This is a genomic window from Aeromonas sp. 600527 (assembly GCF_049175415.1).
Taxonomy (GTDB): domain Bacteria; phylum Pseudomonadota; class Gammaproteobacteria; order Enterobacterales; family Aeromonadaceae; genus Aeromonas; species Aeromonas veronii_A.
Window position 1 is genome coordinate 19,451 of the sequence record NZ_JAAKVA010000015.1, and the last position, 21,457, is coordinate 40,907.

19 protein-coding genes and 3 tRNA genes are annotated in these 21,457 nt (G+C 57.8%); 14 read left to right on the top strand and 8 right to left on the bottom strand.

Annotated features, from left to right (window positions below):
- Window positions 1–228: 228 nt before the first annotated feature.
- From G5154_RS16545 to lrp, 4 genes are all read right to left on the bottom strand, one after another.
- Window positions 229–1,566 (bottom strand): replication-associated recombination protein A, encoded by a 1,338-nt coding sequence (locus tag G5154_RS16545; protein WP_421212135.1) that lies wholly within the window; start codon window positions 1,564–1,566, stop codon window positions 229–231.
- On the bottom strand, window positions 1,566–2,174 hold the full coding sequence (gene lolA / locus G5154_RS16550) for an outer membrane lipoprotein chaperone LolA (protein ID WP_421212136.1): 609 nt from the start codon (window positions 2,172–2,174) through the stop codon (window positions 1,566–1,568). The genes G5154_RS16545 and lolA overlap by 1 nt, the downstream gene beginning before the upstream one ends.
- Before the next feature lie 80 nt (window positions 2,175–2,254).
- Window positions 2,255–4,771 carry a DNA translocase FtsK 4TM domain-containing protein gene (locus tag G5154_RS16555; RefSeq protein ID WP_421212137.1) on the bottom strand — a complete coding sequence of 839 codons (2,517 nt, stop codon included), beginning with the start codon at window positions 4,769–4,771 and terminating at the stop codon, window positions 2,255–2,257.
- Window positions 4,772–4,973: 202 nt separating this feature from the next.
- Complete coding sequence (gene lrp, locus G5154_RS16560) at window positions 4,974–5,465, bottom strand: leucine-responsive transcriptional regulator Lrp (protein WP_005300047.1); 492 nt, start codon at window positions 5,463–5,465, stop codon at window positions 4,974–4,976.
- Between the two features lie 150 nt (window positions 5,466–5,615).
- Between lrp and ald the strand changes: the two genes are divergently transcribed.
- The 3 genes from ald to G5154_RS16575 all read left to right on the top strand — a co-directional run bounded on the left by ald (window position 5,616) and on the right by G5154_RS16575 (window position 9,178).
- Window positions 5,616–6,731: an alanine dehydrogenase gene (gene ald / locus G5154_RS16565; RefSeq protein ID WP_216978964.1), complete on the top strand. Its 1,116-nt coding sequence runs from the start codon at window positions 5,616–5,618 to the stop codon at window positions 6,729–6,731.
- Window positions 6,732–6,917: 186 nt separating this feature from the next.
- Entirely contained in the window at window positions 6,918–7,868 is a 951-nt protein-coding gene (gene trxB, locus G5154_RS16570; protein ID WP_005346409.1) for a thioredoxin-disulfide reductase, read from the top strand.
- Between the two features lie 62 nt (window positions 7,869–7,930).
- Window positions 7,931–9,178 (top strand): diguanylate cyclase domain-containing protein, encoded by a 1,248-nt coding sequence (locus G5154_RS16575; RefSeq protein WP_216978965.1) that lies wholly within the window; start codon window positions 7,931–7,933, stop codon window positions 9,176–9,178.
- A 107-nt stretch (window positions 9,179–9,285) separates the two neighbouring features.
- On the opposite strand, the gene G5154_RS16580 is transcribed toward G5154_RS16575, so the two are convergent.
- A complete protein-coding gene (locus G5154_RS16580; RefSeq protein WP_005337104.1) occupies window positions 9,286–9,756 on the bottom strand; it encodes a glycine zipper 2TM domain-containing protein in 471 nt (156 codons plus the stop codon).
- A gap of 19 nt (window positions 9,757–9,775) precedes the next feature.
- On the opposite strand from G5154_RS16580, the gene aat reads away from it, so the two are divergent.
- The 3 genes from aat (at window position 9,776) to infA (ending at window position 11,483) form a co-directional block, all read left to right on the top strand.
- Window positions 9,776–10,483 (top strand): leucyl/phenylalanyl-tRNA--protein transferase, encoded by a 708-nt coding sequence (gene aat, locus G5154_RS16585; protein WP_019445527.1) that lies wholly within the window; start codon window positions 9,776–9,778, stop codon window positions 10,481–10,483.
- Window positions 10,480–11,196, top strand: coding sequence for an arginyltransferase (locus G5154_RS16590; protein WP_421251417.1), 717 nt, complete (start codon window positions 10,480–10,482; stop codon window positions 11,194–11,196). The genes aat and G5154_RS16590 overlap by 4 nt, the downstream gene beginning before the upstream one ends.
- A gap of 68 nt (window positions 11,197–11,264) precedes the next feature.
- Window positions 11,265–11,483, top strand: coding sequence for a translation initiation factor IF-1 (gene infA / locus G5154_RS16595; RefSeq protein WP_005300033.1), 219 nt, complete (start codon window positions 11,265–11,267; stop codon window positions 11,481–11,483).
- A 68-nt stretch (window positions 11,484–11,551) separates the two neighbouring features.
- Here infA and clpA read toward each other — a convergent pair whose 3' ends face one another.
- Together clpA and clpS are read right to left on the bottom strand one after the other, a co-directional pair.
- Window positions 11,552–13,807, bottom strand: coding sequence for an ATP-dependent Clp protease ATP-binding subunit ClpA (clpA, locus tag G5154_RS16600; protein ID WP_216978969.1), 2,256 nt, complete (start codon window positions 13,805–13,807; stop codon window positions 11,552–11,554).
- A 59-nt stretch (window positions 13,808–13,866) separates the two neighbouring features.
- Window positions 13,867–14,184: an ATP-dependent Clp protease adapter ClpS gene (gene clpS, locus G5154_RS16605; protein WP_005337111.1), complete on the bottom strand. Its 318-nt coding sequence runs from the start codon at window positions 14,182–14,184 to the stop codon at window positions 13,867–13,869.
- 229 nt (window positions 14,185–14,413) lie between these two features.
- Here clpS and cspD point away from each other — a divergent pair, with 229 nt between their 5' ends.
- On the top strand, window positions 14,414–14,632 hold the full coding sequence (gene cspD / locus G5154_RS16610; protein ID WP_005300025.1) for a cold shock-like protein CspD: 219 nt from the start codon (window positions 14,414–14,416) through the stop codon (window positions 14,630–14,632).
- A 117-nt stretch (window positions 14,633–14,749) separates the two neighbouring features.
- Here the strand turns inward: cspD and folD are convergent, their stop codons facing one another.
- Window positions 14,750–15,604 (bottom strand): bifunctional methylenetetrahydrofolate dehydrogenase/methenyltetrahydrofolate cyclohydrolase FolD, encoded by an 855-nt coding sequence (gene folD / locus G5154_RS16615; RefSeq protein ID WP_064338144.1) that lies wholly within the window; start codon window positions 15,602–15,604, stop codon window positions 14,750–14,752.
- A gap of 213 nt (window positions 15,605–15,817) precedes the next feature.
- On the opposite strand from folD, the gene G5154_RS16620 reads away from it, so the two are divergent.
- The 7 genes from G5154_RS16620 to mprF all read left to right on the top strand — a co-directional run bounded on the left by G5154_RS16620 (window position 15,818) and on the right by mprF (window position 21,447).
- Window positions 15,818–15,894: transfer RNA gene (locus tag G5154_RS16620), tRNA-Pro, on the top strand.
- A 37-nt stretch (window positions 15,895–15,931) separates the two neighbouring features.
- Window positions 15,932–16,008 (top strand) — tRNA-Arg (locus G5154_RS16625).
- A gap of 53 nt (window positions 16,009–16,061) precedes the next feature.
- Window positions 16,062–16,137: transfer RNA gene (locus G5154_RS16630), tRNA-His, on the top strand.
- Between the two features lie 312 nt (window positions 16,138–16,449).
- Window positions 16,450–17,160, top strand: a complete 711-nt coding sequence (gene rstA / locus G5154_RS16635) for a two-component system response regulator RstA (protein WP_421251418.1) — start codon at window positions 16,450–16,452, stop codon at window positions 17,158–17,160.
- Window positions 17,161–17,181: 21 nt separating this feature from the next.
- On the top strand, window positions 17,182–18,507 hold the full coding sequence (gene rstB / locus G5154_RS16640) for a two-component system sensor histidine kinase RstB (protein ID WP_421251419.1): 1,326 nt from the start codon (window positions 17,182–17,184) through the stop codon (window positions 18,505–18,507).
- Between the two features lie 54 nt (window positions 18,508–18,561).
- The gene (locus tag G5154_RS16645; RefSeq protein ID WP_005337116.1) at window positions 18,562–18,744 is read left to right on the top strand and encodes a hypothetical protein; all 183 of its coding nucleotides are present in this window, start codon (window positions 18,562–18,564) and stop codon (window positions 18,742–18,744) included.
- A gap of 153 nt (window positions 18,745–18,897) precedes the next feature.
- Window positions 18,898–21,447, top strand: a complete 2,550-nt coding sequence (mprF, locus tag G5154_RS16650) for a bifunctional lysylphosphatidylglycerol flippase/synthetase MprF (protein ID WP_421251420.1) — start codon at window positions 18,898–18,900, stop codon at window positions 21,445–21,447.
- Window positions 21,448–21,457 lie beyond the last annotated feature (10 nt).

Here is a 21,457-nt window from a genome sequence, read left to right on the forward strand (position 1 = left end):
CAGATCCGGAAGTTAACATCGGTTGGCCCCCGTCGCCTTGAGAGTCAGGCCTTCGAAATCAAGAAGATGGTATCAGGCCGAAACCAACGGGGTCAGAGGGGCAGTGTAGCAGACCGCCCCCCTGCCCGAACAGGGACTATTTGGGTCGTTTTTGCCGACTTGTGGGGTCAAACACCCCAATTATTCCGGTACCTGACCAATTTTCATTCTGCTGACAAACAAGCGGGGCTATCGGCCCCGTTTTTGCGGGCTCTGTCGATCCAGCTCGTGGAGATAATCGAGCTTCTGGCCGATCTGCTTTTCAAGGCCACGATCGGTAGGCTGATAGTACTGCTTGCCTGCAAGCTCGGGGGGAAAATACTCCTCGCCCGCGGCATAGGCGCCCGGCTCGTCATGGGCATAGCGATACTCGGCGCCATAGCCCAGATCACTCATCAACCGGGTCGGCGCATTGCGCAGGTGTACCGGCACCTCGAAGTCAGGGAGGTTTTTGGCATCATTGAGCGCTGCCTTCCAGGCGGTGTAAACCGCGTTGCTCTTGGGCGCACAGGCGAGATAGACGATCGCCTGGGCGATAGCCCGCTCCCCTTCCGCTGGCCCGATGCGGTGGAAACAATCCCAGGCAGATAGCGCCACCTGCATGGCCCGCGGATCGGCATTGCCCACATCTTCCGAGGCAATCGCCAGCAAGCGGCGTGCAATGTAGAGCGGATCGCAACCGGCACTCACCATGCGGGCATACCAGTAGAGTGCCGCATCCGGCGCCGAGCCGCGAATGGACTTGTGTACCGCCGAGATGAGGTCGTAGAAGTGATCCCCCCCCTTGTCGAAGCGGGCCACGTGCTCCCCCACCACGGCAGCGAGCAGGGCACTGTCGATCACCCGCATCCCACTGCTGTCGGTTTCGGCCATGTCGGCCAACAGCTCCAGATAGTTTAGGGATTTACGCCCGTCCCCATCCACTGCCTTGGCCAACGCCTCTTTGACGCCGGGGGCGAAGGTGAGTGCCGAATCATTGAGACCACGGGGATCGGTCATCGCCTGATCGAGCATGGCGAGGATATCCTCCTCCTCCAGTCGCTTGAGCAGATAGACCCGAGCTCGTGAGAGCAGTGCGTTGTTGAGTTCGAACGAGGGGTTTTCGGTGGTGGCACCGATAAAGGTGATGGTGCCATCTTCGATGTGAGGCAGGAACACATCCTGCTGGCTCTTGTTGAAGCGGTGCACCTCATCCACGAAGAGGATAGTGCGCACTCCGCGCCAGCTGTTCTCTTTGGCCTTGTCGATGGCGGCGCGGATCTCCTTGATGCCGGAGGTGACCGCCGAGAGCCGCTCCACTTCCGCCTGGCAGTAGTGAGCCATCAGCTCCGCCAGCGTGGTCTTGCCGGTACCGGGTGGTCCCCACAGGATCATCGAGTGACAGTGACCGGCCAGGATCGCTTTGCGCAGGGGCTTGTCAGGCCCCAGGATATGCAGCTGACCGATATACTGGTCGAGGTTTTGCGGCCGCATCCGGGCCGCCAACGGACGAAAGTCCGACGAGAAATCCAGCGAGAGATTGCTCATCAGCGCTGATCATCCAGCTCGACCCCCTTCGGGATCTTGAAGACAAATTCGTTACCCTTGAGCACCGGCTTGCGGTTGAAGCTATTGAGGGTAAATTCGGTCCACTGCCCCTGCGCCTCTTTTACATCAAAACGACTGATATTGTTGTCGCGATCGAAGGTGACGCGGAAGGAGGCTATAAGCTCGCTCGGATCCCTGCTGGTGACGGTGTAGACATCCCCCTGCTGGGTCACGTCGTAGCGCTTCCACAGCTTTTCGTCATTGCCAGTGATCAGCACGAAGGGGGTATTGAGCACCGCATCCTTCAATTTAAGGGCTGTCACCTGCTCGACGAAGGGGTCATATACCCAGACATCCTTGCCATCAGCCACGATAAGGTTCTCGTCAGGCGAGGTGGTATGCCAGTTGAAATGGTTGGGGCGCTGCACCAGCAGATCGCCGCTGGCGCGCTGCAACTCCTTGCCCTTGCTGTCGTAGACAGTCTGGGAAAACTTGGCAGAGAAGAGGCTGACACTAGCCAGCTTCTGCTTGAGATCGCTGGCCGCATCGGCCCACACCTGGCTGCTGGCTATCAGCAGCACGGTACCCATCAACAGTTGTTTTTTCATCACGCTCTTCATAAAGACGCTCTCGATAAAAGGCCACGCCCGCGGAGGACATGGCCAGGGATAGAATGAAACGGTGAGTCTTAGTCCCGCACTGGCGGCGGTGCCAACACGTCGCGTTGACCATTGCCACCCGGGGCGCTGACGATGCCCTGATTCTCCATTTGCTCGATAAGACGAGCCGCCCGGTTGTAACCAATCTTGAACTTGCGCTGCACGCTGGAGGTAGAACCACGACGGGACTCCACCACGAAGGCGACCGCTTCGTCAAACAGGGGATCGAGCTCTTCATCGTCACTACCGCCATATTCGCCGCTGCCGCCGTCACCACCAGATTCGCCGGAGAGGATCTCCTCGATGTAGTTCGGCTCGCCACGCAGTTTCCAGTCCGCCACCACCTTGTGTACCTCGTGGTCATCGACGAACGCACCGTGTACCCGGGTCGGGTTGGAGGTACCGGCCGGCATGTAGAGCATGTCGCCCATGCCGAGCAGAGATTCAGCACCGCCCTGATCGATGATGGTGCGCGAGTCGATCTTGCTCGATACCTGGAACGAGATCCGGGTCGGAATGTTGGCCTTGATAAGACCGGTAATGACATCCACCGACGGACGCTGGGTCGCCAGAATGAGGTGAATACCGGCGGCCCGCGCCTTCTGGGCGATACGGGCGATCAGCTCTTCCACCTTCTTGCCGACGATCATCATCATGTCGGCAAATTCATCCACCACCACCACGATGTGGGGCAGTTTCTCCAGCTCCGGTGGCATCTGATCCATGGAGTCACCCGGTCGCCACAACGGATCCAGCAGGGGTTCCCCCTCCTCGATGGCGGCCAATACCTTGTCGTTGTAGCCCTTGAGGTTGCGCACCCCGACTGCCGACATCAGCTTGTAACGGCGTTCCATCTCGCCCACACACCAGCGCAGGGCGTTGGCGGCGTCCTTCATGTCGGTCACCACCTCGGTCAGCAGATGGGGGATCCCTTCGTAAACCGAGAGTTCCAGCATCTTGGGGTCGATCATGATGAAGCGCAGGTCGTCCGGCGTCGACTTGTAGAGCATCGAGATGATCATGGTGTTGACCCCTACCGACTTACCGGACCCCGTAGTACCGGCCACCAGCAGGTGCGGCATCTTGGCCAGGTTCACCACCACCGGCTCACCGGCGATGTCCTGACCCAGGCCCATAGTGAGCGGGTTGCGGCTATCGCGGAACGCATCGCAGTCGAGGGTTTCGCGCAAGTAAACGGTCTGGCGCACCCGGTTGGGCAGCTCAATGCCGACATAGGTCTTGCCCGGGATCACCTCGACCACCCGCACGCTGCTGGCCGACAGAGAGCGGGCCAGATCGCGCGAGAGATTGGTGATCTTGCTCGCCTTCATGCCCGGCGCCAGATCAAGCTCGAAACGGGTGATGACAGGGCCCGGATAGACACCGACCACCTTGGCCTGCACGTTGTAGTCGGCAAGTTTGGCTTCCACCAGACGGCCCATACGCTCCAGCTCATCCTTGCTCATCATCTGGGTCTTGGCCGGTGGACGGTCGAGCAGCTCGATACTCGGCAACGGCGGCAGCGTAGATTGCGGACGACGCTTGGGCTTGGTCGGTGCGACTGCAACAGGTGCGGCGACCTCGTCGTCCCCTTCGGCCCACGGCAGATCCAGATCGTCATCATCATCGTCATCGGCCACAGCCAATACCGGCTGACGACGCCCATTGGCAGTCGACACCGCACGTTTCGGTTTGGCAGCCGGAGCTGGCTCATCATCTTCATCATCAAACTTGGGATCGAACTCGAAGGTATCGTCGTCGAGTTCCGGCAGCCACTCTTCGGCGGCAGCCTTCTGGTTCTTGGCCTTGGGCTTGCGAGTCCAGCTGGTGTGCGGCTCATCTTCCTCGTCATCAAACGCGATGGCCCCTACCCCGCCTTCCAGCAAGGGATCCGGCCCCTCGTTGCGGGGTTGACGCCAGCCACCGGTGAGCCAGCGGCCTAGGGTGGTCGGGAAGTGGTAAACAGCGCTGACCGAACCGGTACAGGCCGCGCCGATCTGCTCCACGATGGTGAGCCAGGACCAGCCGGTAAACAGGGTGATGCCGGTTGCCACGAAGCAGAGCAGCATCAGGTTGGCACCGACGCCGCCAAACAGCGGCACCACTGCAGAAGCGATCACATCCCCCACCAGACCTCCGGCGGAGAAGTTCTGCATATCGTTGAAGTTCATGCTGGCAATGGCCGACATGCCGAGCACGGTCAGGATAAAGCCAATGATCCGTACCCCCAGGGTGAGGTAATCCACATCAAGCAGGCGGCTCGGGCGCCAGAAGAGGCTCCAGCCCAGCAGAACCACCAGTGGTGGAACCAGATAGGAGAAGGCACCAAAGGTAAACATAGTGATATCGGCGAGCCAGGCCCCGGCACTACCGGCGAGGTTCTTGACCTCCCCTTGCCAGGAGGTCTGGGACCAGCCGGGATCGGCGGGATGATAGGACAACAGGGCGAGCAGAAGATAAGCAGCCATCAGGGTGATGGCGATCAAAACGGCTTCGAAGATCCGTTGTATACCTGATAAAGGAGTAAACAGCTTTTTATCGGCCAAACTCCGGCTCCTTTCTGAAAACATATAATGCAGGAAAATAGGGGGCCCAGTATCCCTGAAAAGCCCATCGATTGTCAGCCTGTGTCTGCTGGGGCGGGGCCAAATTTGCACTCTTCTTTACAAGAAGAAACGAGCGGACTGGCCGCTCGTTTCTGACAGTCATGGTGTCTCGTATGGAAAAGATACCACGGCATAATCTGCGTTATCGGGTACTGATCACCAGACGGCTGCTCTGCTTGACCTCTTCCATCACCACGTAGGTGCGGGTGTCATTCACCCCAGGCAGACGCAAAAGGGTCTCCCCCAGCAAGCGACGATAAGCTGACATGTCGCTTACCCGGGTCTTGAGCAGATAGTCAAAATCACCCGAGACCAGATGGCACTCCTGGATCTCTTCGAGCACTTGAACAGCCTTGTTGAACTGTTCAAACACATCGGGAGCACCGCGGTTGAGGGTAATTTCTACAAAAACTAGCAGCGACGCATCCAGATAATGAGGGTTCAGAATCGCAGCATACCCTTCGATATACCCTTGTCGCTCGAGGCGACGAACCCGTTCCAGACACGGTGTGGGACTCAGGCCAACTCGTTTGGACAACTCAACATTCGAGATCCTGCCATCCTTTTGCAGTTCATTGAGAATGTTGCGGTCAATCCTGTCCAAATCCTTTAGCCGACTCTTAGCTTCCATCATTTAATTCCATCCTTTGGCTATTTTTTGGTAAGAATCACCATTCATTTTATAATTATGGTCACAAATCCTGTCAATACCTGAATATACTAGGCGCAAATGTTGGTTAACATTTTGGCAACATAAACCACCAATCGATAGACGAGGGATAGCATGATTATCGGTGTACCTAAAGAGATAAAAAACCATGAGTATCGCGTAGGCATGGTTCCGGCCAGTGTACGTGAACTGACAGCACGAAACCATACTGTTTTCGTCCAAAGCGGTGCCGGAAACGGCATTGGCTTTAGCGATGCAGATTATACCGCTGCCGGAGCCGAAATTTTGGCCTCTGCAGCAGAGGTTTTCGCCAAAGCCGAGATGATCGTCAAGGTCAAGGAGCCTCAGCCTGTCGAGTGTGCCATGTTGCGTCCGGGTCAAACCCTGTTCACCTATCTGCATCTGGCGCCAGATTTGCCCCAGACCGAAGCCCTGCTGAAAAGCGGTGCCATCTGCATCGCCTATGAGACCGTCACCGACGGCCGTGGTGGCCTCCCCCTGCTGGCTCCCATGTCAGAAGTGGCCGGACGCATGTCTATTCAGGCGGGTGCCCAGGCGCTTGAAAAATCGCGTGGCGGGAGTGGGGTGTTGCTCGGCGGGGTACCCGGTGTCGAACCGGCCAAGGTGGTGATCATCGGCGGTGGCGTAGTAGGCTCTAATGCAGCGCGCATGGCCATCGGTATGCGCGCAGATGTGACCATCCTCGACAACAACGTCGATACCCTGCGTCGCCTTGATAACGAGTTTCAGGGGGCCGCCAAGGTGGTCTACTCCAATAGCGAAACACTGGAACGCCATCTGCTAGCGGCCGATCTGGTCATCGGTGGCGTGCTGGTACCGGGTGCCACTGCGCCAAAACTTGTCAGCCGTGACCACATTGCGCGCATGAAGCCGGGTTCTGCCATTGTCGATGTGGCCATCGATCAGGGTGGCTGTGTGGAAACCTCCCACGCCACCACCCATGAAGATCCGACATTTATCGTCGATGAGGTAGTGCACTACTGCGTTGCCAACATGCCGGGGGCCGTTGCCCGCACCTCGACCGTGGCGCTCAACAATGCCACCCTCCCCTTTATCATCAAGCTGGCCCAGCAAGGGTATCGCCAGGCACTGCTGAGCGATCCCCACCTGTTGCACGGGCTCAACGTGATGGAGGGCAAGCTCACCTGCAAAGAAGTGGCCGTGGCACATGACCTTGCCTACACGGATCCCCTGACCCTGCTGAACTGATCTGCGCTGGCCTGCGCCAACTGAAGATGAGTGAAAATCCGCCCGCGATGGGCGGTTTTTTTTATCCCTTTATTTTGCATGTCACCCCTTGTGAACACGATTAGTGCAATCGACTCACCAGCCTTTGACCCCGGATCACGAATTACCTACAATCGCGCAAACTCATCACATCCCGGAAATGACATCATGAGCCAAGTCACTCACAGCAAATTGCTGATCTTAGGGTCAGGCCCGGCCGGTTACACCGCGGCCGTCTACGCCGCCCGCGCCAACCTCAATCCCCTGCTCATCACCGGCATGCAGCAAGGGGGTCAGCTGACCACCACTACCGAAGTGGAGAACTGGCCGGGTGATCCGGAAGGTCTGACCGGCCCAGCGCTGATGGAACGCATGAAAGCCCATGCAGAGAAGTTCGATACCCGCATCCTGTTTGATCATATCAACAGTGTCGAACTGACACAGCGCCCGTTCCGCCTCAAGGGCGACAACGGCGAATACACCTGCGATGCCCTGATCATCGCGACCGGCGCCTCCGCCAAGTATCTGGGCCTGCCCTCCGAAGAGGCCTTCAAGGGTCGCGGCGTCTCCGCCTGTGCCACCTGTGACGGTTTCTTCTACCGCAATCAGGAAGTGGCCGTGATCGGCGGCGGCAACACCGCCGTGGAAGAAGCCTTGTATCTGGCCAACATCGCCAAAAAGGTGCACCTCATCCACCGCCGCGACGAGTTTCGTGCAGAGAAGATCCTGATCAAGCGTCTGCACGACAAGGTCGAAAGCGGCAACATCGTGCTGCACACCCACCAGACTCTGGACGAAGTGCTGGGCGATCAGATGGGGGTCACTGGTGTGCGCCTGCGCAACACCCAGGACAACAGCACCAGCGAGCTACCGCTGATGGGCGTCTTCATTGCCATCGGCCATCAGCCCAATACCCAGATCTTCGATGGCCAGCTGGAGATGCAAAACGGCTATCTGAAGGTACGTGGCGGTCTCGACGGTTTTGCCACCCAGACCAGTATTGAAGGTGTCTTCGCTGCCGGCGACGTGGCCGACCACAACTACCGTCAGGCGATCACCTCGGCCGGTACCGGCTGCATGGCAGCCCTCGATGCCGAACGCTACCTCGACGCGCAATAAACAAGCGCAGTTGTGATATAAGGCATACCAGTCGGTATGCCTTTTTTCATTTAAGGAGTCTAATGAAACAGAAGATATTGATTGTCGAAGATAGCCTGACCATTCGGCGTATGCTGACTCAGGCCATTGCCCAGCAAACTGGCCTCGAGATTGACGCCTTCGATACCCTGGAAGGCGCCCGTCACTGTCAGGGCGAGGAGTATGTGGTCGCGCTGGTGGACTTGACCTTGCCGGATGCGCCCCGTGGAGAAGCGGTCAACGAGCTGCTGGCTCGCGGATTGCCGGTTGTGATCCTCACTGCCGACATCAGTGAGGATAAACGTGCCGCCTGGCTGGAAACCGGCGTGCTGGACTATGTGATGAAGGATTCACGCCACTCGCTGCAATATGCCGTCAGTCTGGTGCACCGTCTCTATCTCAACCAGTCCATCGAAGTGCTGGTGGTCGATGATTCACGCACCTCCCGTCACCGCACCATGGCTCAGTTGCGCAAACAGCTGTTGCAGGTGCATGAGGCAAGTCATGCCAGTGAAGCGATGGCGATACTGGAGCAACACCCGGGCATCCGGCTGGCACTGGTCGACTACTACATGCCGGATATTGATGGCATCAGTCTGGTGCGCATGCTGAGAGAGCGTTACAGCAAGCAGCAGCTGGCGATTATCGGGATCTCGGTCTCGGACAAACGCGGTCTCTCTGCTCGCTACCTCAAGCAGGGCGCCAACGACTTTCTCAACCAGCCTTTCGAGCCGGAAGAGCTGCAGTGTCGGGTCAGCCACAATCTGGAGGCGCTCGAGCAGTTCAACAGCATTCAGGAGTCAGCCAATCGTGACTATCTGACCGGTCTTTACAACCGTCGCTACTGGTTCAATGAAGGGCAAAAATGGTTTGAAGAACATCTGCATCAGCAGACGCCTCTCGCACTCTGTGTGCTCGATGTGGATCACTTCAAGCAGGTCAACGATCACTGGGGCCATGCCATCGGCGATCAGCTGCTCTGCCATCTGACCCGCCAGCTGACCCAGTTCTTCCCCGATGCCATGATCGCACGGTTTGGCGGAGAGGAATTTGCCATGATGGTACCCCACTGTACCGTCCCCGTGTTGATCAAGCGTCTTGAAGGGCTGCGTCAGCAGCTGCGCCAGCAACCCTTGTCACCGGAAACCCCGCTCTTCGTTCGCGCCAGTTACGGCGTGATCAGCGTCGGGCGGATATCCATGGACGAGGCGCTGAGCGTAGCGGATCGGCTGCTCTATCAGGCAAAGAACACCGGCCGCGACAAGATAGTCTCTCAAGAGACAGCTATCTGAACCCTCAGGGCATCAGTCCCGTGTATTACCGCCCGACAGACTTTCCAGCAGGAGAGTCTGCGGGTTTCTTTCCTGCCACAATCCCCCATCATCATGACTATCGAAAGTCAGTAAGTCTTGTCGACCCGCACCCCATCATCGAAATAGAGAATGCGCACCTTGTCCCCATTGGCAAAGACCATGGCGGGATCATAATCCTGGATCACGTTGATAAGGGCATTTTGCTCGTTGCGGATCAGCAGCTCCACCAACTTGTTTTCCACCACGGTTCCCCCGGACTGGTATTGCTGCGCAGCTGCAGCACCTGCGAGCGCGCCGACGGCGGTGGCGATTTCACGGCCATGACCGCCGCCAAACTGGTTGCCCAGCAGACCGCCCAACACGGCACCACCCAGCGTCTTCCAGCCAGAGTGCTCGGACTCCAGGATCTGGCGCTGGGTAATATTACGCACCGTTTCGACCTGACCAAACACCACCTGATTGACCGGCCGCGCGGTATTGCGCTGGTAGACCTCCGCCCCGGCGGGCGCCGTGACAAAGCAGAGCAAGCTGGATACTATCAGGATAATGGCCTTCATCTATGAACCTCGTTGCCTTATGTCTCGCTATCTTACCCAACTGGATGATGAGCTTTGCTGGTTTCCCGACCCCAGCCATGCGCTGGAAGAGCCCAACGGCTTGCTGGCGATCGGCGGGGATCTCTCCCCTGCCAGATTGCTGGCAGCTTACCACAAGGGGATCTTCCCGTGGAATGAACCCCACCAACCGACCCTGTGGTGGTCACCGGATCCCCGCGGGGTGATCCGTCCCGACCAACTCCATGTGGGGCGGACACTGCAGAAGATTATCCGCCGTACCCCATTCGATATTTCCGTCAATCGCGCCTTTAATGAAGTCATTACCGCCTGCGCCGCCCCTCGTCGCACTGCCGATGGCACCTGGATCAGCCAACCCATGATCGAGGCCTACCAGCAGTTGCACCGGCTGGGTCATGCCCACTCTATCGAGATCTGGCAGGAGGGAGAGCTGCAAGCGGGACTGTATGGCCTATCTATCGGCCGACTGTTTTGCGGTGAATCCATGTTCAGCCGGATTGATAACGGCGCCAAACTTGCCATGGTGGCACTCTGTCGCCACTTCGCCCGCCATCGCGGCGCCCTCATCGATTGCCAGATGCAAAACCCGTTTCTGGCGACCCTGGGTATCGAGGAGTGGCCAAGGGCCCGTTTTCTGGCCGAACTGGCACGCCTTGGCCATCAACCACTATTGGCTTCCTGCTGGCAAGAGGGGGAAATCAGCCTATGACTGAAGAAGTGATCCTAAAAGTAGGGCTGACTCCCAAGCATCCCTGCAGTTATCTGGACCATGAACAGGAGCAGTTGCTGGTGCTGATGGATCACAATCTGCTCAACGCCAACGGTTACGAGCGATTGTTGACTGCCGGTTTTCGCCGCAGTGGCAACGACATCTATCGCCCCCACTGCCCGGCGTGCCATGCCTGCCAGTCCCTTCGTATTCACAGCGAGCGCTTTCGCCCCAGCCGCGGCCAGAAACGGATCCGCCAGCTTAACAAAGATATCGAGATTGTCCTGAGCTACGATGACAAGCCCGAGTATTACCTGCTCTACGAACGCTATATCTGCGAACGCCATCACGATGGCAGCATGTATCCCCCCAACCGCAGCCAGTATCGCGGGTTTCTCCATTGTGACTGGATGCCGCCGCTATACTTGGAGATGCGCAAGGAGGGACGCCTGATCGGTGTCGCCACCACAGACCTGCTACCCCACTCACTCAGCGCCATGTATACCTTTTTTGACCCCGATTATGCCGACCGCTCTCTGGGGACCTTTGCCATATTGAGCCAACTTGATCTGGCCAGGAGAACCGGGCGAAGCTGGCTCTATCTCGGCTATCTGGTAGAGGAGTGCCGCAAGATGAATTACAAGCGCAATTACCTCCCTCACGAGGTTCTCATCCATGGAGAATGGAAAAATATCGATAGCAAGCCCGAGTAAACTTTACACATAGCCTTAAATCCGGCATGATCCAGCGGTTTTTTGTTGTGGCTTATCAAGAGGATTCAATGGCTAAAGAAGACAGTATTGAGATGCAGGGCACTATTCTCGAAACCCTGCCCAATACCATGTTCCGTGTGGAACTGGAGAATGGTCACGTGGTTATCGCTCATATTTCAGGCAAGATGCGCAAAAACTACATTCGTATCCTGACTGGAGACAAAGTAACGGTAGCACTGACTCCCTACGATCTCTCCAAGGGACGTATTGTTTTCCGCTCTCGCTAAGCCAGGAATTCAGCAAAAAACCCCAACCTTTCGGTTGGGGTTTTTTGTCGTTTTCTGATCGCTGACGCTTAGTGGGAAACAGCTTCAACATTGACCTGAAAATCAAAGCTGAGGCTGTCATTTACCAACTCAACCTTCACAATTCCCCCGTCAACCAGTGAACCGAACAGGATCTCGTTGGCCAGGGGTTTCTTGAGGTGCTCCTGGATCACCCGACCCATCGGTCTGGCGCCCATGGCTCTGTCATATCCCTTCTCTGCCAACCAGTGGCGAGCACGCTCGGACACCTCGAGAGAGACCCCTTTAGCATCCAGTTGAACCTGCAACTCGACAATGAACTTGTCGACAACCTGATGAATCACCGTCATATCGAGATGGTTGAACCAGATGGTGTGATCAAGCCTGTTACGAAACTCCGGGCTGAAGGTCTTGTTGATCACCGCCATGGCATCGTGGCTCAAATCCTGTTGCTGGAAGCCAATCGATTTACGCTGGGTCTCCTGCACACCGGCGTTGGTAGTCATCACCAAGATGACGTTACGGAAATCCGCCTTACGCCCGTTGTTATCGGTCAAGGTACCGTTGTCCATCACCTGCAACAGCAGGTTGAACACATCCGGATGTGCCTTCTCAATCTCGTCGAGCAACACCACCGAGTGAGGATGCTTGATCACCGAATCAGTCAGCAAACCGCCCTGTTCAAAGCCAACATAACCGGGAGGTGCCCCGATCAGACGAGAAACGGTGTGGCGCTCCATATACTCGGACATATCAAAGCGCAACACCTCGACTCCCAACGCCTTGCCCAACTGCTGAGTTACCTCTGTTTTACCGACACCGGTGGGACCGGCAAACAGGAAGCAACCAACTGGACGACGCTCATTACCCAAACCTGAGCGTGAGAGGCGAATAGCATCCGTCAGCACCTCAATGGCCTTGTCCTGACCAAAGACCACCATCTTGAGGTTGCGCTCCAGATTCTTAAGCACCTCTTTATCGGAGGAGGAGACCGATTTTTCCGGAATACGGGCAATCTTGGCAACGATGGTTTCTATCTCCTGCACATTGATCACTTTCTTGCGCTTGCTCGCCGGCAACAATCGCTGGCCAGCCCCTGCCTCATCAATCACATCAATCGCCTTATCTGGCAAGTGACGATCGTTGATGTACTTGGCGGATAACTCCACCGCGGCACGGATTGCCTTGACGGTGTAGCGTACTCCATGGTGAGCCTCGTAGCGGCTCTTGAGCCCCATCAGGATACGGGTCGTGTCATCGATAGTTGGCTCGACAATATCGATCTTCTGGAAGCGACGGGCTAGTGCACGGTCTTTCTCGAAAATCTGTGCGTACTCCTGATAGGTGGTGGAGCCGACACAGCGGAGCAAACCATTGGAGAGCAGCGGCTTGATCAGGTTGGCCGCATCCAGCTGACCACCGGAAGCAGCACCGGCACCGATGATGGTATGGATCTCGTCGATAAAGAGGATCGCCCCTTCCTGACGCTCAATCTGCTTGAGCAGAACCTTGAGGCGCTTCTCGAAATCACCGCGGTATTTGGTGCCCGCCAGCAGAGAACCCATATCCAGCGAATAGATGGTACTGCCCGCAATCACCTCGGGGACATCACCCTTGACGATGCGATAGGCCAGCCCTTCGGCAATGGCTGTTTTCCCCACGCCCGCTTCACCCACCAGCAACGGGTTGTTCTTGCGACGGCGGCAGAGCACCTGAATGGTACGATTGAGCTCCTGATCACGGCCGATGAGCGGATCGATACGCCCTTCCAGCACCAGCTGGTTCAGGTTGGTGGCAAAGCTCTCAATCTGTGCGGCCGAGACATCATCATCAGACTCGGGATTGTTATTGCTGCCGAGATCCGGCTTGCTGTCCTTGCGCACACCGTGGGAGAGGAAATTGACGACGTCGAGACGGCTGATCTCGGCTTTTTTCAGGAAATAGGCAGCTTGTGACTCCTGCTCACTGAAGATAGCGACCAGCACGTTGGCGCCGCTGACTTCGGTATTGCCGGAGGATTGCACATGGAAGACGGCACGCTGCAACACGCGCTGGAAGCCCAGTGTCGGCTGGGTTTCACGATCTTCATCATCGCGCGGTATGAGCGGAGTAGTTTGGGTGATGAATGCGCGGATCTCCTTGCGCATCTGCTCGACATCGGCACCACAGGAGCTCAGCGCCTCATGGGCTGAACTGTTATCCAGAAGGGCTAACAACAGGTGCTCGACGGTCATGAATTCGTGGCGCTCGTCACGGGCCAGTTTGAAAGCCTCGTTCAGCGTCTTTTCTAGATCTTTATTCAACATAGGCACCTCCCCTAGTACAGCTACAATGTGGTGTCACACTCGCCATCAAGTCATCAGATTCAAGCCTTTTCCATAGTACAGAGCAGTGGATGTTCGTTGTTACGTGCATAGGTGTTGACTTGGACAACCTTGGTTTCGGCGATCTCTGCGGTAAACATGCCGCAGACACCCTTACCACTATAATGCACACTCAGCATGACCTGAGTCGCCTTGTCCAAATCCATACCAAAGAACTTTTGCAGCACCTCCACCACAAACTCCATGGGCGTGTAGTCATCGTTGTTCAACACAACCTTATACATGGGTGGCGGCTGCAGCTTTGTTTTCTCTGCTTCTGCAATCTCTTCATTAGCAAAGAGTTCTTTCTGCTTGCTCATAATCGCGCTTCGGTACCTCTAGATTACTACCGTCTAACACAAGGTTGTCAATAGACTTGTTAACCAGATCACATCAGCTGTTAACAACTTCTTGACTCGCTCAAAAGTTAGACTAGATTGGTTACTTGCTAATCTGTGCCCGTCTGCTATGGGCCCATGTCCCTAGTTATAAAGGGCTGGCGCAGGTTACTCAACGACTTCTGGGTAATCAATAAAAGGATGTAGAAGTATGGCAACCGGCACAGTTAAGTGGTTTAACAACGCAAAAGGATTTGGGTTTATCTGTCCGGAAGGGGGCGGTGAGGATATCTTCGCTCACTACTCCACGATTCAAATGGAGGGCTACAAGACCCTGAAAGCGGGTCAGGCTGTCAATTTTGAACTGCAACAGGGGCCGAAAGGAAATCACGCCTCTGTGATTGTGCCAAACGAAGCACAAAATATGTAAATAACGCCCGTTGGATAAATAAAAAACCGGTTCCTCTCTGAGCAACCGGTTTTTTATTGTCAGATTTCTGGCGAATCCTGCCTCCTCACGGGATCACAGGGTTATCACCAGCCATGATCAGTCGTGATATTCACTACAGGCGATCAGGGTATTTTCCATCAGGCTGGCGACCGTCATCGGGCCCACGCCACCGGGTACCGGGGTAATGAAGGCGGCATGGCTGCGCGCCGTCTCAAACTCTACATCCCCGACCAGCGAGCCATCAGCCAGACGGTTGATGCCCACATCGATCACCAGTGCCCCCGGTTTGATCCACTCCCCAGGAATGAAGTTGGGCTTGCCAACCGCAACAACCAACAGATCGGCACGGCGTACCTGCTCTTCCAGATCCCGCGTAAAACGATGGCAGGTCGTGGTTGTGCAGCCCGCCAGCAACAATTCGAGGGTCATGGGACGCCCCACTATGTTGGACGCTCCCACCACGACAGCATGCAGACCGTGCGTCTTCACGCCGGTGGTCTCGATCAGCGTCATGATCCCTTTCGGAGTGCAGGGGCGCAGCGCCGGAATACGTTGGGCCAGACGGCCGACGTTATACGGGTGGAATCCATCTACATCCTTGTCAGGCTGGATCCGCTCCAACACCTGAGTGGTATCAAAGTGATCCGGCAACGGCAGCTGAACCAGAATGCCATCTACGTGGCTATCCGCATTCAACTGGTCGATCAGCGCCAGCAGCTCTTCCTGACTGGCGGTTGCACTCAGATCATAGGAGCGGGAGAGAAAACCCACCTCCTCGCACGCCCGACGTTTGCTGCCGACATAAACCTGAGAGGCGGGATCCGCCCCCACCAGAATGACTGCCAGCCCTGGAGCCCGTTTCCCTGCCGCCAACCGCTGTTGGACTTGCGCCGCGACCTGGCTGCGAATCGTTTGCGCAACCTGTTTTCCATCTATGATTTTGGCAGACATCGTTCTCCACTCACCATGTGTTCAACTGCCGCGCATTGTCGCATTTTTTTAGCCGGGATGTTAGCGGCAGACGCACGCCATACCTGTAGCGGGCAATAAGTAGGCACTTGAATTTACTGGGGGAAAAAGTCGTTGACGCTGGCCCTTACGCTTGGCTATGATGCCCGCCCGTTGCCCAGTACGACTCATGTCGATATGCTGGTCAGGGATTTTCGGTGATTAGCGCAGCCCGGTAGCGCATCTGGTTTGGGACCAGAGGGTCAAAGGTTCGAATCCTTTATCACCGACCATGTTCATCAACTTGTCGTCAAGACGTGTTGATACAAAGCGCCCTTAGCTCAGTTGGATAGAGCAACGGCCTTCTAAGCCGTGGGTCGCAGGTTCGAATCCTGCAGGGCGCGCCATTGATGCTCTCCTTATTCTTCTGGATTGGCGAGTGTTGATGAAAATTTCAGTGGTGGCTGTAGCTCAGTTGGTAGAGTCCCGGATTGTGATTCCGGTTGTCGTGGGTTCGAGCCCCATCAGCCACCCCATTATTCTGTCGATAATCGCCGCAAGGTGATGTCCATCGACTTGGTGCAGTGACATTCTGGTCTGCTCCGCGAAAAACCGGCCTTGGCCGGTTTTTTGTTTTGCGCTCGGCTGTGCCATGCCTTGTCTACAAGGCCATCCTCCAGACCGATAAACGCGGCTATGCCCATTTGTCACGATTCGCGCCTCCCCATCGATACACACAGCCACACTCCCCCACGCACCAGCCTGCCCGGTTCTTTTTCTGTATTTCCCAAGCGCCATTGATATGCTGATCGCTCTTCCTCTCTCCTGCTTCCCGTTGGAGCTTTTCTATGCAACGCATTCTTTTTGTCGAAGATGATCCCGAGATTGGCCAGCTCATCAGCAGCTGGCTCGGCCGCCACGATATGGACGTGATCCTTGAGCCCAGAGGGGACATGGCGCTGGCCCGGATCGAGGCCGAACAGCCCGATCTGGTGCTGCTCGATATCATGTTGCCGGGGCAAGATGGCATGTCCCTCTGTCGGAATCTTCGGCCACGCTTCGACGGCCCCATCGTAATGCTCACCTCGCTGGATAGCGACATGAACCAGATCCTGAGTCTGGAGCTGGGCGCCAACGACTACATCCTCAAAACGACACCACCGCCGGTGCTGCTGGCCCGACTTCGGGTGCAATTTCGCCAGCACCAGCAAACACCAACCCAACCGGCAGCCACCAGCAGCGTTCCCCAGCAGCTGCAATTTGGTCGGCTGCGGGTGGATGGTCCGGGACGAGATGTGCGGCTCGATGGCGAGAGCATTGCCCTCTCGACCGCCGACTTTGATCTGCTGTGGGAGCTCGCCTGCCACGCGGGCCAAATCTTGAGTCGGGAAGCCCTCTTTCGCAGCTTGCGCGGCCGGGAGTACGACGGTCAGGATCGCAGCATGGATGTGGCCATCTCCCGCCTGCGCCGCAAACTGGGTGATAACCCCGACAACCCGACCCGGATCAAGACGGTGCGCCAGAAAGGCTACCTCTTCGTCCCCCACGCCTGGGAATAACCCTCTTTCGGGAGCACCGCCATGCGCCGTCTCTTTATCCAATTCTATCTGTTGCTGATCGGCTGCTTCACCCTGGCCGTCCTGCTGGTTGGCGTGGTCTATCAGGTGACCGCCGAACGGGCGGGTGATCGCTATCTCGAACGCATGATGCAGGGCTCTCTTGGCCTGTTAACCGGCGAGTTGGCAAGAACCCCGCCAGAGCGCTGGCCCGATCGACTGGCCGAGCAGAGCAGTCAGTTTACCCTCCCCCTCAAGATCGGCGAGCTGGTGCGCCAGCCCTTGGCCAGCGAGGATCAGGCCTTTCTGGCTGCTGGCAACATTGTCATCGTCGAGGAAGATGACACCTTCCTGCAGCGCATCCCCGATACCGACCGGGTGCTGATTGTCGGCCCTGTACCCTACCTCTCCTACCTGCACGAGCTGCACTGGGTCGATGTGGGGCTGCTGCTGGTGATCGGCCTCTCTCTCGGCCTGCCCATCCTTCTGTGGCTGCGTCCCCACTGGCGCGGCTTGCAACAGTTGGAGCAAACCGCACGTCGCGTAGGCGATGGGGATCTCTCCTGCCGAACCAATCTGCCACCGGGCAGCAGTCTGGCCCGGGTGGGACACACCTTCGATCAAATGGCGACCCAATTGCAGGCCATGATTGCCAGCCGCAAGCAACTGACCGATGCCATCGCCCACGAGTTGCGCACCCCGCTGGTCCGGTTGCGCTATCGGCTTGCCATGCTCGATCCTGCCCCGGCCGAGCAGGAGCAGCAGGCGCTGGAGCGAGATCTGGGAGCGCTGGACGCCCTGATCGAAGAGATGCTCACCTACGCCAAGCTGGATAGACCCGAACTGCCGTTGCAGCGCGACGAGCTGGAGCTCAGCAACTGGGCACAAGCGCATCTCGGCGACTGGCAAGCGCTGGCCCCCGAAAAGAAGCTCACCCTCGATCTGCCGCCACGTCACATGCCCTGGTGCGGCGATCAGCGTCTGCTGACGCGCGCGGTGGAGAACCTCATCGGCAATGCCCTGCGCTACGCCGAGAGCGAGGTTACCCTCTCCATCTCGCGGCTGCAGGAGAACTATCTGCTGGAGGTGAGCGACGATGGACCGGGGATCAATCCGGCGCTGGCGCCCCAGATCTTCGAACCATTCGTGCGCCTTGATCAGAGCCGGGATCGTCGCACCGGCGGCACCGGGTTGGGACTGGCAATCGTGCGCAGCATTGCCCGTCATCACGGGGGGGATGTGGCGTTGCTGGCCAGTGACCACGGCGCCCGCTTCTGCCTCACCCTGCCTGTACATTTGGATACAAACCGTCACCAAGTGCTCACTGAAGGGTCGCCGCAACCGTCATAGGATGACTGTCATGGAGAACGCTCCATAACATCAAACCGAATAAGGAAATTGAACATGAAAAAGATCATTCCTCTGACCCTGGCAGCCGTTTTCGCCCTCACTTCCGGTTTCACCATGGCGGCCACCCCGACCAAGACAGCCACACCGCAGGCGACCCAGACCAAGGTGGTGAAAAAACACCATAAAGCCACCCACGCCAAGACCCCTGCCGTCAAAGTCGCGCCGAAAACCAAGTGATCCAGCTGGTCACTTGATAGCACCAAGGGAGGCTGACGCCTCCCTTTCCATCTCTTCCCGAAATTTTCCTGACGAGCGCCTCCCTCGTCCAAACCGGATCCACGACCCGGCTCCCCCTTTGCGGGAAACGGTCAATGACCACAGGAACATGGCATGTGGCGTCATCTGCTTAAATGGCTAGGCCCCTTGTGCAGCTTGCTGCTGCTCGGCACCGCACTGACCGTGCTGTATCACCTGACTCAGGCATGGCACTGGCACGATATTCGTGCGGCCATCTGGTCCCAACCCCTACAGAGACTGGCAGGCGCCCTGTTGCTGACCCTGCTCAGTTATGGTTGCCTCTGCAGCTATGACATGCTGGCGCTCCATGCGCTGGGCAAGCGCCTTCCCTGGCAACAGGTCAGCATCACCTCCTTTATCGCCTACACCTTCTCCAACACCCTGGGATTTGCCCTGCTGACCGGCACCTCGGTACGCTATCGCCTCTACTCCGCACTGGGGCTCACCACCGGAGAAGTGGCCCGCGTGGTGCTGTTCTGCTCCATCACCTTTTTCCTCGGCCTGCTGGCGTGGGGAGGTGGCGCCCTACTGACCTGCGATGTATCACAGTTGCTGCCTGACTGGCCGCAATGGGCAGATACTCTGCTCAGGCTGGCGGGCGTCATGGCTCTGCTGTTAGTGGCCTGCTACCTCTGCTGGCCCGCCCCACGTCTCTCCTGGCGCGAACACAGCCTGATCCTGCCCGGCGTCAAGGTTCGTCTGTTGCAGCTGTTGGTCGCGCTGGCTGACTGGATGGCCGCCGCCGCCGTACTGTTCGTGCTGTTACCCGCAGATAGCGTCCCCTACCCTGTGCTGCTCAGTGCCTTCGTGCTGGCAAGCTTCCTCGGGGTACTGGCCCACGTGCCGGGTGGGATCGGCGTGTTCGAAGCGAGCATGAGCCTGCTGCTGGCTCACTACCTGCCAGCCGACAAGCTGCTCGCCTCGCTGCTGCTCTACCGCTGCATCTATTATCTGCTTCCCTTTCTCTGTGCCCTGCTGCTCTTTGCGAGTCAGGAGATGCTGCAACAAAAAGCGCGCTGGCAGCGGCTACAGGGGCTGATGAGCGCAGTACGCGAATTTCTGCCCGCCCTTATCAGCATGGGAACCTTCGCCGCCGGTAGCCTGCTGCTCTGCTCGGGGATGATCCCGACCATGCGCAGCCACATTGAAGTCTGGCTGCAGGTGTTGCCGCTCCATCTGCTGGAGCTCTCCCACGTGCTCGGCAGCGTGAGCGGTATCCTCCTGATCCTGCTGGCTCGCAGCCTCTATCGCCGTCACGACGCCGCGTTTCGCACCACCCAGCTGCTGCTGGCTCTGGGTATCGCCTTCTCCCTGCTCAAGGGTGGAGACTGGGAGTCAGCCCTGCTGCTCGGCAGCTTACTGCTCATCATGACCCCCTGCCGCGCCCTCTTCTATCGCAAGGGGTCGCTGCTCTATCCCCAGTACACCCCGAGCTGGCTCATTTCGGTCGGCGCCGTGCTGCTGGGGGCGCTGTGGCTGCTGCTCTTCTCCTATCGTCAGGTGGAGTATGACCACGCCCTCTGGTTCCACTTCTCGCCCCACGGTGGGGCGGCCCGCGGCCTGCGCGCCATGGGGAGCGTGGTGGCCGTGCTGGCCGTTGCCGGGGTTGCCCAGCTGCTTGCGCCGCTGCGCATGGTCGGCGAAAAGCCGGACAAGGAGACGCTGGCGCGCGCTCACGAGCTGGTGGTGCGCGAAGGGGGGATCCACGGCTATCTGGCCCAGTTGCAGGACAAGTCCCTGCTGTTCCACCCCGCCGGTGACGCCTTCCTGATGTATGGCATCGAGGGCAACAGCTGGATTGTGATGGGGGATCCGGTCGGTCGCCCCGAGCAGATCGAAGAGCTGCTCTGGCAATTTCGCGAGCGATGCGATGAACACGACGCCAATCCGGTCTTTTATCAGGTCTCGGCCCGCTATCTGCCGCTCTATCTGGAGCTGGGGCTGATCCCCTTCAAGCTTGGTGAAGAGGCGATGGTCGATCTGGCTACCTTCGATCTGGCGGGCAGCCGCCTGCGCGGCCTGCGCCAGAGCCACGCCAAGGGCAAGCGGGAAGGGTTGACCTTCGAGGTAGTCGAGGCAGGTGCCGTGGCCCCCCTGCTGCCCAGATTGCAGACCGTCTCAGATACCTGGCTGCAGAGCAAGATGGGCAAGGAGAAGGGCTTCTCGGTCGGCCGCTTCGAGCCTGACTACCTGACCTTGAGCCCGGCTGCGCTGGTATGGCACGAGGGGCAGATTGTCGGCTTTGCCAACCTCTGGGTGAGCGATAACAAGGAGATGCTCTCCATCGATCTGATGCGCTACAGCCTGGATACCGGCACCGCCCCCATCATGGATTTTCTCTTTGTCGAGCTGCTGCTGTGGGGTAAGGCGCAAGGGTACGCCAGCTTCAATCTGGGGATGGCCCCCATGTCCGGCTTCAACGATCACCCGCTCAACAGCTACTGGGCCCGCCTTGGCAATACCCTGTTTGTGCGTGGCAGCCGTTTTTACAACTTTCAGGGGCTCAGACGCTACAAGGAGAAATTTTCGCCCCGCTGGGAACCCCGCTACCTGCTCTGCAGCAGCAAGCTGGTACTGCCCAGAACCCTGACTCACCTGATCACCCTGATTAGCCGCGGCCCGCTAGGGCTGATCAAGAAATAGGAGGATGGCC